The sequence below is a fragment of the Gimesia sp. genome (genome assembly GCF_040219335.1).
GTDB lineage: Bacteria > Planctomycetota > Planctomycetia > Planctomycetales > Planctomycetaceae > Gimesia.
Genome location: NZ_JAVJSQ010000010.1, coordinates 31,347 through 43,531, shown reverse-complemented (window position 1 = coordinate 43,531; position 12,185 = coordinate 31,347). Strand labels below are relative to the sequence as shown.

Genomic DNA, 12,185 nt, shown 5'->3' with positions numbered 1-12,185 from the left:
ATGATCTCATTGCTCAAATACTCAATTGTCTTGTCTTCCATAGATTTAAAAAGCCTCACTTCACAGATTCAATCAGCTCTTCTTTCAACTTGCGTGACATCGCCTTGATTTCCAGTTCACGCTTTAAAGCTAAACTTCGGTTGGCTTGAATTTCATGATACACCATACTGACTGGAAGACGACTACGGGTATAGCGTGAAGCAGTACCAGCGTTGTGCTGCTCATACCTCCGGTTCAAATCAGTAGTGATGCCAGTATAAAATGATTCATCTGCACATCTGAGAATATAAATAAACCATATTGTGGGATTGTCCGCTGCATCATCTTCTTTCAGATCTGATTCAGCTATTTCTATTTTCCTCGATTCCGCCATTCTCCGAAACGCATCTTCTGGTCTGCCATATCCATCTGACTTTTTCTCAGCAATAGATGACAACAGAAAATCATTCAGCTTAAAGCCCACTTCATGAGGTGACATCTGACATTCAGTCAGCAATCCTTGAGCACAATCTACTAATTGATTCATTGAGCTTGTTACGGATCGATTCAACGCTTTAGCAAACTGAGCTTTTCCAATTTCTGGAGAAATGAATGCCCTGTACGCCCATTGATTAGCGTCATCGGCTGTAAAATCCCTGATACAGTTCAAAGCATTTTCAGCGAACCGGTGCTGATTTGTAACACCTTTAGCTGGCATCACGCAGGAATAAAGTGATTTGGTATTACTCAGCAAAATGTACTGACGGCGATTTGCTGGGAAAATGTGACACGACCAGTCAGCAAATGGGTTCTGGTGTAAGGGAAGGGCTTCTAACATACCTGTTTTGATTTTCTGATTGAGTTTTTGGGAGAGGCGGAAGATCATGGTGGTTCGCCAATATCAAGATCATGTTTGAAGAACTGGAGTTGGTGGTGTGATCGGCTTTCAGGACAAGGGCATGTTCAATACAAGAAGCCGACGAATTGCGTCGGCTTCTTGGTTTCCTGAATCGTTTTCAATGTTTAGACCGGCTTGACGTTCTCCGCCATCGGCCCCTTCTGCCCACGTCCTTCGGTGAACGATACTCGTTGTCCTTCATAGAGATCATCGTAGCTTACCCCTTCGACGTTTGACGAGTGGAAGAATAGGTCCTTGCCGCTCCCCGTGTCGATAAAGCCAAAACCTTTGTCCGTCAGTCTCTTAATTGTACCTTCTGCCATCTTCAATCCGATTCATAAAAAAAGTCTTTGTGGATCGTCTGACACAACGGGTTCAGTCTGCTCAACCACAGGAAATTAGTCTATACAGAAATATGGACAAAACCAAGGAAACGACCACCATAAACAGTTACTGATGGCTGTCGTCGTTTAAATCATGTTCTTTTATCCTCTGAACAGGATGATTATGAGTATGTTTCGGGCTTCGCAAGCGAGTTGTACCATTCCTATTCGCCAGTAAAGGTAATACCGGAATTATATTGGTGGTCGAAATTGTCATTATTGTGAAGAAGCCCGCTTTCGCAGGTACGCCTTCGCAGAATCCGCCATCGTAACCAACGCCGCTCCCATCATGATAGCATCCTTAATGACGAGCCGACCTCTACCGCTGAGATAGGGGAACCCGTGCTGGGCATCTCCAAGGTTGGGCACCCAAGACTCGGGTGTCGTGATGAGAAATGATAAGGTGACTATTGACATCACGAACACCAGAAAGCTCCCCACGGTCGCCGCTTGTGGCAGCCACGGATGCAGGCAGAGCAACAGTCCGTAAAGCACGATCACCGCTCCGAGTCCGTAGGAAAATTCGTAGGTGTGGTTTGCTTCGTGCCACGCACGGTTCTCCGTGTTCAGCACACCTTCCGGGTTCATATGGGCTTTGTAATTGTCGCCATCGGCGAAGAAGAAACTCATGAAGGGGCTGTTGGCGACGAAAGGAACAATCCCATCTGCTTCGTACGGAAACGCCTTCAACCCGCCGATCCACAGCAGCACCACGATCAACCCCACTCGAGTCACGGCCACACCCACTTTGTCCATCCGGGCCGCCAGTTCAAACAACTTCACCATGCCGATACTCCTCTCGTTGGAAAGACCGAGAGTTTTTCACACCCCGGTCGGTTTCGATTTCTTTTTCGTCTGAGAGTCATTATCGACAACTGCATCGGAATCGAGAATGGACGCATGGGACGAAAGCATGGACAGATTGCTTCCGCCTCGGATTTCCGTCTCGAATTCACGAAAGAACGTGGGGGAATAGCCCGTGGCTTTCTTGAACAGGCGACTGAAGTAGAGTTCGTCGCTGTACCCGACCTCCTTTGCAACCTCCTTCACCGGCTTCAGGGTGTGCAGCAATTGCCACTTGGTATGGGTTAGAATGCGGGCACGGATCAGTTCGGTCGGCGTGGTACCGAGATTCTCCCGCACGATCCGCCCCAGTGTCTTGGGAGTGACATGGAGCAGTTTGGCATAATCTGAGGGGGAATGCAGAATGTGATAGTTTTTCTCAATCAATTCTCTGAGTTCGATCAGGACAGGGTGTTGAGGATCGTGTGTCGTGGGACCGCAGAGAACTGTGTCCGAGGATTTGAGCCGTGTGGCAAGAATAAGCAGCACCTTGAGATGGGCCAGCATTACCTCACTGAATGCAAGAGCCCGCTCTGTCTGTTCCCTCCGCAGATCGTCAATCAGGCTTAGCACCTTGATTTTGACATCTTCGTCCAGTTGAACGACTGGAATGCCGTAGGGGTCGTTGAACAGTATGCCGCTACACCCAACCTCGGCATGAAAGGTTTCAACACAGAGGAAGTTGGCATGGAACTGAATCACTTTCCCTTGAACCGGCGAGTCGGGGATGATACGGATGTGTTGATACGGGACGAAAAACAGAAGAGAACTCGCACCAAATGCAAACTGAGAAGCGTCAGCCCACGCCGTCCCCGAACCGCTCTCGATCAGATAGATCGTGAAATAGTTTGTCCGGGCTGGATCGAACGCCTTGCCGCTGACCTGCAAGTCGCTGAGGCGAATGGCCTGCCCATCGTGGCGAGGATCGTACAAATTATTGGTAGTCTTACGCATTGCCATGTCTCACTATACACCGTAAAGTGAGTTTCTTCATCTACTGTAAACAACGAATAAAATACATACTACTTCTTGTCAACATTTTCCGCAGAGATCAGATCAATAACCTCACCTGCACATTTCCAAGTTCCGGGACTGTTCTTGGTGAAGGATTTATTTTCCCTGATTTTCTGGAGCGGTGGGAGAGCGTCAGGACAGCGTAACCATTCATGATCTTTCATCGCAGTTACGATGGAAGACTTTACCAATTCAGATCGATCTTTAAGTCTTTCCACTAACGGACCAATCGTTCGTTTGTGTTTTCGCTGAATCAAGGCTTCAACACACAGCCATCGCAACATTGATTCTTGCTCGGACAACCCATTAATCAAAACATCTATTGATCGCTCACTTGTTGCATTTCCAAGTGCCGAATAACACCAAGTTTTGCCGAGTCTTCCCTCAAGCATTGCATCGATCAGGTGATCTGAATTGTCCCTTGCCAGTGCCCAGAATATTTCTGAGATCGCATCCACCAAGTCATGTGAGGAAAGTGAGGTGGTTGGTGGATATTCTAATGCGAATATCATGGCATCTATCCCTTTTTCGCCATGTAGAGACAGTTCTTCGATGGATCGAATTCCTGACTGTGACTGGACTCCATCTACATAGATTTCCTGAATGAGTTCTTCTGGTGTCTGTTTACTTGTCATTGACTTTTGCCTCCCTGAAAACTCATCGGTAATTTTAGTTCATTACCCTCTTTGATCGAAGGCTAGGTCTAATCTGTTGCCCACATGGATGCCAATGTCATAAAAACCGCCGGTCACATACTTTAAGGTGACGAATCAGTTGGTCGTTTGGATAAATCATAAAAGTATGAATATTTGATTTGTTGATGTGTCCGGTAATAGTTTGTGATATCTGAATCGAATGTCATTTTGAGAGGTTGAACAGGTCGTATATTCAACCAATAATCGAAAGTACCACTTCATGAAATTGCACCAAATGCTCATTTTGTTTTCGGATTGAAAGTGTGACAGGATTGGGGCACAAAAAGCATAGCAACAATCATTGCTGAATCTGTGGATCGATCACAGAATGCCTCAATGCGTCAGGCTTACAATTCACGACAGATTTATCTCCAACAAAAAGTCTCATAATCTGAGCCACACAATAGCTGGATAAGTTCTTTTTGACAGTAATTTTGCTCAATAACGATTATCTAATATGGAGGTAGAACAATATGCAATACTTCTATATCACGGACGATAATACTCTGGTGCTGATACACACTTTCGAAATACAGAAAGGACTGAGCAAAGCGTTCCGAAAACCATCTCGTGGTGGTGATGCTTTCTCTCGGGGACGAGTGCTGCCTGACACATTCATTCTGTCTGCAAATGTATTAGCACAAGAAGGTCATACCATCACAATTTCTGATGAAGACTTTAATGTTTACGAGTGCATCGTATGTGATGTATTTGTCTCAGAAGGTATGGCGAATATAAAAGGCTATGTTTTTGATCATTGGGTTGTCGAGCCACAAGATCATACTGAGGCGAAAGAAAAAATGGAGCAGGCTATAAGAACTGGGGTCCAAAGCATTCGTGTTTGACAATTCTCCCTGCAATCGAGGAAACCATGCCAGATAAAAAACTCGAATTTGATCTGGAAGGAATCGACTACGACAATCTAAACACGGAGGCAGATTTCAAGAAAGAAGCAAAGCGGCTCTTACCTGCCGCAATGAAGATGGCTGGAAGAAGGGTGGCAGAGACCTTCTGGAAAGATACCCACAAATCGCTTGGGCTAACGAATTCGCAAAAAAAGGAATTCATCAAAGAGGCAGAAAGCGAATTTGCTCAAAGCCCCAAGGAGTTTGTACGTGTTGAAAAAATGCTCATCTCCAAACTTAAAGAAAGAAAAAGAAATCACAGCTCGAAGAAATAAGGAGGTAAATGAATGGTGGTATTTGTTTACCTCATTCACTTCGGGTTATGGAAAATCAACTTTTAGATTTCTTAGTCCATAATTTAGCCCGTACATAAAAACCTGAATGATCCAAGTCGTCAGTTCATAGATCCATAACATCAGAGAACACATCTTTGTTCTCTGATGTTTTTTTCATGAAATCAATACAAATGAGCGTGTTATACTTCTGATATAGAAATGTATGACAACACAAACTGGCACCCACTAGAAAAGCACTTATTTAACACCATATTTCTTCAATCGAAAGGGCCATCGTATAAAAACATACCCGCAATGAAGTGAGTCTACGAGCATGAGAAACAAACTTGGATTACCACCGGATTATAATCCGTGTGTTTATATTATAGATGATGATGAGTCCGTTCGATCCTCAGTTGAAAGCTTGGTTGAATGTATGGGATTCACATCCAATTCATTTGAATCGGCTGAATCATTTTTAGATCAGACTGATCCCGATATCTGTGGTTGCATCTTCACAGATTTACGGCTGCTAGGCATGAACGGTCTGGAGCTTATCAAACAGTTGAAGGTATCTGGGTATCATGCTCCAGCGATTCTAGTTTCCGGTTTTTTGGAAGTACCGCTTACTGTTGATGCAATTTCCGCAGGAGCCTTGTCGGTTCTTTCCAAGCCTTATCCAGAACAGGATCTCTGGGACAATATCATTGCCGCTATCAAACACGATTCGGATAATTACATAGCTCGAAAATGGCTTGATGAAACCGAAAAGAAAATGGCAACATTATCTGAGGAAGAAAAGATTGTCATGGACCTTTTACTGGAAGGACATGCGAATAAGAAAATAGCTCATTCTCTTGATGTATCGGAACGAACAATTTCAATGCGTCGGAAGACGTTGTTGGAGAAGCTTGGAGTCGACAACATTGTTGAACTGGCAAAACAGAAAACGAAATTAGAGCTTCTTGAAAGCCAGTTGAATTCGAGTGTGATAATTGATCCAAACACAGAGTTAGAAAGTGAGAGAAATTAAAGACGGATGAATAAAAACAGAGATGTCATCTAAAACAAAATAAGGTACAATGACAGCCGTCTGGAGCAGGCACACAGACGGCTCATTATTTAATTCAAGTGATCCATTCAGCCATGCTCAAATTAGCTCACTGTGCCTCCATCTTCTTATGCCTGCACCTCCCAGCATCTGCATCCTTTTGCGATGATCCCAACCTCATCACCCAACTCCGCAAACTCCCCAGCGTCTATTCAGTCACATCTAAACCAACAAAACCCAAGCCAAAACAGATCGTCATTCATCTGCTGAATTGGCACTATGTGTCCAAGGAAGATTTTGCCGCTGACCTTTCAGATTTATCAGATGGCAAATTATCAGAGGCCGAAATCGATAAGCGGTATCTTGAATTTCTAAATGATGTGGAGTCGGTTCAGAAAGAACAGAAACAGATCCTGAGATATCTGATCAAGCACCACAAAGTTCGATCAGTATATATGGAAGGGCTAACAGAGAAGAATCTGAGTGCTTTCAACAGCTTCATAAAAACGCTTCGGGAATTCGAAGTTCCAGAAGGTGATGGTACTTTTGATCTGTTCTTTAAAGAGCAGTATCGGCGAGATTTGCTGCAGATGGGAGCTCCTGCTCAGTTATTGATAAATCGACAGTTAAAGTCAGTCTTGCCTCTCGAAAATGCTGAGGCTTTTGAAGCTGCAAATCCAGTTGGAAAAGATGGCAAGATTCAAATAGATGAAAAGGCAGAAGAGAAACGGGAAGATGAAATGATCAAGATCTTATTGAAGGGGCAGGGGATCAAAGTGATTGTTCTTGGGGGAGGGCACGATTTGTCAGATTGTTTGAAGCGGATGAAGTTGGATTCGGTTCAGTATCTTCGGTTGAGTTCGAAGGGGTATCAGAGGATTGTGAAGGACAACTAGAAGTTAAAGAGCTGTAGGGATAATAAATTTTTATTTCTGATGTATCACCAATGAGCTGAAAGGAAATCATCATGTATAGTTTTCTACTGATCGCAGAAGAGGTGATCAAGGAGATAGCTGACAAAGGAGAGAAAGCGGATTGGACAGAGGTATGGATACCAATTATTGGAGCTTTAACAGCAGTAGTTACTTTATTGTGGGGGATTTATATATATTGGCATGCTGGTTTACAAAAACTGAAAAGTCAACTTTCCGTTATCGATGAGCCTAGGGGTTTAAAACTCATATTAACAAATATCGGTAGAAGACGAGTATTTGTAAAAAACGCACGTTTATTTTACATGCTTGGGGGACAGGAACTAGATATCCTAATGCAAAAACAAACTGACCCTGATCAAGTTCGTATTCTCGAACCCCATGGCGACGCTGAAACTTTTCGATTACTCCTGAATTCTCAAAATGTGATGCAGTTTAGACTTGGATTCCGAGAAAACCCAGAGTCACTTTATATTAAAATATTCTCAGATGGTGGCGAAATACATCATATTCCAAACGGGCAGGTGATAAATAAGGTTCGCTCACTCCTCAATGAATTTGACCCTGAGATACCCTGATTAATTTTTCTTTTATAGTAGAAATAGTTGGTTAAGGAGTCATTGAGCAACTCTGATTGGGAAAATAAAAAAGCTGTACTCAGTGAAGGCCACTGGCACAGCTTTTTATATTTTTCCGCAAGAGATTAAGTGTTAGTCAACAGTAGGCCCCCCGTCATCTGTCATCATGTCCAACTGCAACCTGTCGTAGTCATCATATTCTATTGGAGTGGCTGGTTTCTCAACCTCTGAATTTTTCTCATCCTTCTCATGCATGAATATCGAATCTGCATTCAAAGGAGAAAATAATCTCTGGAGTAACACACTCAAAAATATGAATATCGAAATTGGATTCATAGCTGCTACATAGACAGCCTGTTGTCCACATTCGATAAACAAACATGGGAGCATATTACTAATTAATTGATAAATACCTCCGAAGAGACAGAGCAGCTCCAATATTCGTAAAAAAGAATCAACAAATACCCTTTGATCTAATTTACGACACTGCTGAACAGAAAAGAGAAATGCTGTTCGAAGAACATCGCTGACTCTCTTGACGATACGAACCGTTGACTCTTTGATTAAACGTTTCATCTTCACACCTCCAAAAGTTTTAAAGTTAGAAAAACTTACTGGAAGCGGTTGTAATGGGTAGTGGTCAGGAGAGAGTCAGCGATATGAACGGAAATTAATTCCTAGTCATTTATGCGTCAGTTTTGCGTCAGAATTTGAATCAAATCTCAGTATAACAATGAGACGGTGGCACGTAAGCATTTTATCTCAATAGGGATAAGCCAACAGGGGGGGCGTCAGCATTTTTATTCAGCAATATTTTGTTTTTCGCTGAGACCATTCGTTGGTTTCAGGACGATTTCCAAGAGATTTTCATTTTGAAGCTGCTCGATAGTAAACTCAACTCCGTCTTTCTTTAGCTTCTCAAGCTTTTTATTAAGAGAATTGAGTCGAGAACTTTTGACGCTGATCAGTTTATTAGGATGTGCCGAGTAATACTCTTCACAAGAATCGTAGATCTTTACCACTTCATGCTCTTTGCCAGTGACTGGGTTGGTCTTTTTCACTTTCGCTTTAAAATCTTTCCCGCATCTTGTGTCTCTATTTTTTATACAGTCGTTGCACTTGGAATAAAAATATCCATATTTTTCTAGCTTCGCTGGGTTTATACTATTTTTGAAAAGACCATCCTTTAATGAATCGTAATCTTTCTTTTTCATTTCTTCGAGACAGGCCCGAAGCAAAATCCCTGAAAGCGTACTTCGTTTTATTTGTAGTTTGAAAACATTATTTTTATAGATTCTTCCTGTCTCTGTATCGTACCGGAAATCACCAAAACAAATTTCGTTTTCATTAGATTGATCTGAACTACGTTTCGCAGGTGGAGCTACTCTCGGTGCTGCAGAAGGCACCATGCTTTCAAAGCCGTTTACGTTTTGAATTAATTTATCACGCTCATTCCAGTGCTCTTTGTCGTAACAGGCTCTGAGGTCTTTTTCTAAATCCCTCCGACAGTCCCTGATTACATCGGGATCGGAATCACCAATATAAAACACAATCCGAGGCTGATAACTTTGATCCGCGTATGGTTCGTAAACAGCAGCCACTTCTATCTTCTTGTTTACATCATGTGGATGCTCATACCAAAAACGTATCGTATTTCTGAAACAATTATCTTTTCTATCCTCAACTGGAATGTGAGGATATTGGCGAGCGAGAAATGTAAAGAAAATGCGTTCAGGAAGATACTCATAAGAGATTGTAAAAGGTGCATCGATATTATCGAGACCTGAAACGACTCGTTCTGGATGATCAGTTGATTTCAGTAGATCGGGTATAAGGAATCCATCCTCATCTTGCTTATAATGAATTACTCGCATTGTAGCGAGTAATTGGCAGATAGCATTTCGTTCATGTTCTTCGTATTGTTTTTTCTGGTCTGGTGTAGGGGAGCCTTCTGTTCTGGGGCTACTTAACAATGACTTGAATTGATCAAGTGTAAGCCAACCTGTCTGGTGTATTTCTTCTGTTCCCCATAACAGACGGTGATAGACAGGTTCGTTCAGCCATTTCGGGTTAAAAACCCATTGCTTTGCTTCCGTGAAAAAGGTTTGCTGGGTATAGGGCAAGTCCCCTACAAAGTAAATTAGTCCAAGATTTCTCAGAATCTGTAGATAGAGAGTTCTACTATCAATCAATACTCCTACAGAATTCCTTTTTCCATCATTTTCAGGAATTGATTCTGCTTCACACAGCATTCGAAAGGCATTGTTTTTTTTGTAGTCAAAGTAGGGAACACCTCTTTTGAACTCTTCCGTAATCCATTTTTTTAAGTTAAAGAAATTAGGCGGATATCCATCAGATGTTCCCGGAATCTCTGTGATGTTCTGGCTGATCATTTTCTTGAGTTGCTGTATAGCGTCGTAGTTTCTTTCACGAAGTTGATTCTTGAATTGCTGATCGTCAAGAGAAAGTTCACTGTCGTATCCTAGCCCACCAATAGTACCTACTACGTTTGCCCCGTAGTGCTTGCACTCAGGGGCAGACACTCGTTTGAGATCTTCTAGCAATCGGTCATAATTTTTTAGAATTGCCTCTGGATCCCAATCGTTGTATCCAGTGCTTTTATGTAATTTGACGTCCTGTTTGGCTAAATCCACTCGGTCGGTTTGGGTGATCAGAATCAGTACAGGCGACTTGCCTTTCGTACCTGCATCGCTGTGCAATGCAATCGTGCGAAGCCAGTAATCAAGCCTGTTTTTTTCTGGGGGCCAGTCGGCACGAATAACAAGCAGATAAAAACAATGCTCTGCTCCAAGGTAAAACCGATGCGTGTGATGCATTAACCCCTGTCCCCCGAAATCACAAAGTAGCATTTCGAAATTGGAATCACCTTTTGTTGGCCATTCATGTGGAATGCTTACAATTTCATGAGTCTCTGGTTCGTTGTGGTTGGTGCGTTCCGGGTCTTTCGTCAAACGTTTTCTGAGATGAGTCTTGCCAACTCTCCCCATACCAACTAATAGTAACTTGAAGGCTTGAAGAGGTTGTTTATCCTCGTTATTTAACCATTCAAAGATCTGTTGAGGATTCTTAGACCCCAATACTTCCGATGGAATCGAAATCGAAGTCCCAACTAAATAAAGACTCTTTAAGTTTTTCAGATCTAGCAGATACTTTAGCCCGTCATTTGTGAGCTGATTACATCCACTCAAATCGAGGAACTCTAAATTTTTCAGCTCTTGCAGATACTTCAGACCGTCATTCGTGAGTTGATAGCAATCCCGCAGATCAAGACACTTTAAGTTTTTCAGATTCCGCAAATACTTCAACCCGTCAGCTGCAACTCCAGAGCATTCACTTAGATCTAGCAACTCTAAGTTTTTCAGGCTCTGCAGGTACTTCAGTCCATCATCTGTGAGTTCATAGCAACCACTATGATCAAGCCACTCTAGGCTTTTCAGATCCTGCAGATACTGCAATCCGCGATCCGTGAGTTGATAGCAATCTCTCAGTTCGAGACGCTTCAAGTTTTTCAGATTCTGCAGATATTTCAATCCGAAGTCCGTAAGTCGATTGCCCCCCCTCAAATTGAGTCGCTCTAAATATTTCAAATTCTGCAGGTACTTCAGTCCTCCGTCCGTGACATGAAAGCAACCACTTAGATCAAGACACTCTAAGTTTTTCAAATTCTGCAGATATTTCAATCCGTCGTCCGTGAGTTTATTGCAACCACTTAGATCAAGCCGCTCTAAATTTTTCAGATCTTGCAGGTGCTTCAGTCCCTCGTCTGTAATATCAAAGCAACTCCGGAGATCAAGCCACTCTAAGTATTTTAGATCTTGAATAAACTTCAATCCATCATTGATGGATTGATCGTATCTCATGAAATCGAGTCGCTTCAAGTTTTTCAGATTCTGCTGATTCCTCAATCCGTTATATGTGATTTGATTGCAACCTCTCAAAATGAGATACTCTAGGTTCTTCAGATTCTGCAGATATTTCAATCCGTCGTCCGTGAGTTTATTGCAACCACTTAGATCAAGCCACTCTAAATATTTCAGATCTTGCAGGTGCTTCAATCCCTCGTCCGTAATTTGATCGCACCTCTGTAGATCTAGTCGCTTCAAGTTTTTTAGATCCTCCAGATGCATCAATCCGTCATTTGTGAGTTGTATGTTCGCAGTCAGAATGAGAGTGTCCAAATTCTGTAATTTACTTATCTCAATTGGTACTTCAGAAAGGTTATTAGTAGAACCATTATAACGAGTCCCAATCCATGAATTCTTTTGCTCATGCCAAAAATATTCACCGAGGTTAAGTCCTTTTAAAGACTCCACCTCAGATAGTTCCAAAGGAAGTTCTGTAATTCCAGAATTACCAAGATCGAGAAAAGTCCAACCCTCTTCTTTAGCCCGTTGAATCGTTGGTAGTACCCAGTTTTCCATCACAACTCTCTATCTACAATCTTTTAAAACGTGTTCTTGATCGTTTAACTTTTCGGCTTAATGACTTTTATAGAAGACGAAATTCTAATATGTGCCTACTAGCATCCATGCCGTCTAATTCATTTAGGCGAAACCTGACCTCAAGATGGCTAGTGTACCAAATGCCAATACTTGTTGTCACAATATCAAA

At 42.4% G+C, this 12,185-nt stretch carries 12 protein-coding genes; 5 read left to right on the top strand and 7 right to left on the bottom strand.

Annotation, left to right across the window (positions count from 1 at the left end):
* Positions 1–55: 55 nt before the first annotated feature.
* The 5 genes from RID21_RS09300 to RID21_RS09280 all read right to left on the bottom strand — a co-directional run bounded on the left by RID21_RS09300 (position 56) and on the right by RID21_RS09280 (position 3,752).
* Entirely contained in the window at positions 56–865 is an 810-nt protein-coding gene (locus RID21_RS09300) for a GIY-YIG nuclease family protein (RefSeq protein ID WP_350188359.1), read from the bottom strand.
* Between the two features lie 137 nt (positions 866–1,002).
* Entirely contained in the window at positions 1,003–1,200 is a 198-nt protein-coding gene (locus RID21_RS09295) for a cold-shock protein (RefSeq protein WP_291167771.1), read from the bottom strand.
* Positions 1,201–1,476: 276 nt separating this feature from the next.
* A complete protein-coding gene (locus tag RID21_RS09290; RefSeq protein ID WP_350188358.1) occupies positions 1,477–2,046 on the bottom strand; it encodes a DUF417 family protein in 570 nt (189 codons plus the stop codon).
* Between the two features lie 36 nt (positions 2,047–2,082).
* On the bottom strand, positions 2,083–3,057 hold the full coding sequence (locus RID21_RS09285; RefSeq protein WP_350188357.1) for a helix-turn-helix domain-containing protein: 975 nt from the start codon (positions 3,055–3,057) through the stop codon (positions 2,083–2,085).
* 68 nt (positions 3,058–3,125) lie between these two features.
* A complete protein-coding gene (locus RID21_RS09280) occupies positions 3,126–3,752 on the bottom strand; it encodes a HEAT repeat domain-containing protein (RefSeq protein ID WP_350188356.1) in 627 nt (208 codons plus the stop codon).
* A gap of 533 nt (positions 3,753–4,285) precedes the next feature.
* Between RID21_RS09280 and RID21_RS09275 the strand changes: the two genes are divergently transcribed.
* The 5 genes from RID21_RS09275 (at position 4,286) to RID21_RS09255 (ending at position 7,553) form a co-directional block, all read left to right on the top strand.
* Entirely contained in the window at positions 4,286–4,657 is a 372-nt protein-coding gene (locus RID21_RS09275; protein ID WP_350188355.1) for a hypothetical protein, read from the top strand.
* A 26-nt stretch (positions 4,658–4,683) separates the two neighbouring features.
* Complete coding sequence (locus tag RID21_RS09270; protein WP_350188354.1) at positions 4,684–4,992, top strand: hypothetical protein; 309 nt, start codon at positions 4,684–4,686, stop codon at positions 4,990–4,992.
* Positions 4,993–5,326: 334 nt separating this feature from the next.
* Positions 5,327–6,025, top strand: coding sequence for a response regulator transcription factor (locus RID21_RS09265; protein WP_350188353.1), 699 nt, complete (start codon positions 5,327–5,329; stop codon positions 6,023–6,025).
* Between the two features lie 113 nt (positions 6,026–6,138).
* Complete coding sequence (locus RID21_RS09260; RefSeq protein ID WP_350188352.1) at positions 6,139–6,939, top strand: hypothetical protein; 801 nt, start codon at positions 6,139–6,141, stop codon at positions 6,937–6,939.
* Positions 6,940–7,010: 71 nt separating this feature from the next.
* A complete protein-coding gene (locus tag RID21_RS09255) occupies positions 7,011–7,553 on the top strand; it encodes a hypothetical protein (RefSeq protein ID WP_350188351.1) in 543 nt (180 codons plus the stop codon).
* Positions 7,554–7,685: 132 nt separating this feature from the next.
* Here the strand turns inward: RID21_RS09255 and RID21_RS09250 are convergent, their stop codons facing one another.
* On the bottom strand, positions 7,686–8,129 hold the full coding sequence (locus RID21_RS09250; RefSeq protein WP_350188350.1) for a hypothetical protein: 444 nt from the start codon (positions 8,127–8,129) through the stop codon (positions 7,686–7,688).
* 224 nt (positions 8,130–8,353) lie between these two features.
* Positions 8,354–11,995: a hypothetical protein gene (locus RID21_RS09245; RefSeq protein WP_350188349.1), complete on the bottom strand. Its 3,642-nt coding sequence runs from the start codon at positions 11,993–11,995 to the stop codon at positions 8,354–8,356.
* Positions 11,996–12,185: the final 190 nt, after the last annotated feature.

Coding starts and splice junctions, on each gene's coding strand:
- RID21_RS09295 (WP_291167771.1), bottom strand. CDS start 1,200: ATGGCAGAAGGTACAATTAAGAGACTGACGGACAAAGGTTTTGGCTTT.
- RID21_RS09280 (WP_350188356.1), bottom strand. CDS start 3,752: ATGACAAGTAAACAGACACCAGAAGAACTCATTCAGGAAATCTATGTA.
- RID21_RS09275 (WP_350188355.1), top strand. CDS start 4,286: ATGCAATACTTCTATATCACGGACGATAATACTCTGGTGCTGATACAC.
- RID21_RS09265 (WP_350188353.1), top strand. CDS start 5,327: ATGAGAAACAAACTTGGATTACCACCGGATTATAATCCGTGTGTTTAT.
- RID21_RS09250 (WP_350188350.1), bottom strand. CDS start 8,129: ATGAAACGTTTAATCAAAGAGTCAACGGTTCGTATCGTCAAGAGAGTC.
- RID21_RS09290 (WP_350188358.1), bottom strand. CDS start 2,046: ATGGTGAAGTTGTTTGAACTGGCGGCCCGGATGGACAAAGTGGGTGTG.
- RID21_RS09245 (WP_350188349.1), bottom strand. CDS start 11,995: ATGGAAAACTGGGTACTACCAACGATTCAACGGGCTAAAGAAGAGGGT.
- RID21_RS09300 (WP_350188359.1), bottom strand. CDS start 865: ATGATCTTCCGCCTCTCCCAAAAACTCAATCAGAAAATCAAAACAGGT.
- RID21_RS09255 (WP_350188351.1), top strand. CDS start 7,011: ATGTATAGTTTTCTACTGATCGCAGAAGAGGTGATCAAGGAGATAGCT.
- RID21_RS09260 (WP_350188352.1), top strand. CDS start 6,139: ATGCTCAAATTAGCTCACTGTGCCTCCATCTTCTTATGCCTGCACCTC.
- RID21_RS09270 (WP_350188354.1), top strand. CDS start 4,684: ATGCCAGATAAAAAACTCGAATTTGATCTGGAAGGAATCGACTACGAC.
- RID21_RS09285 (WP_350188357.1), bottom strand. CDS start 3,057: ATGCGTAAGACTACCAATAATTTGTACGATCCTCGCCACGATGGGCAG.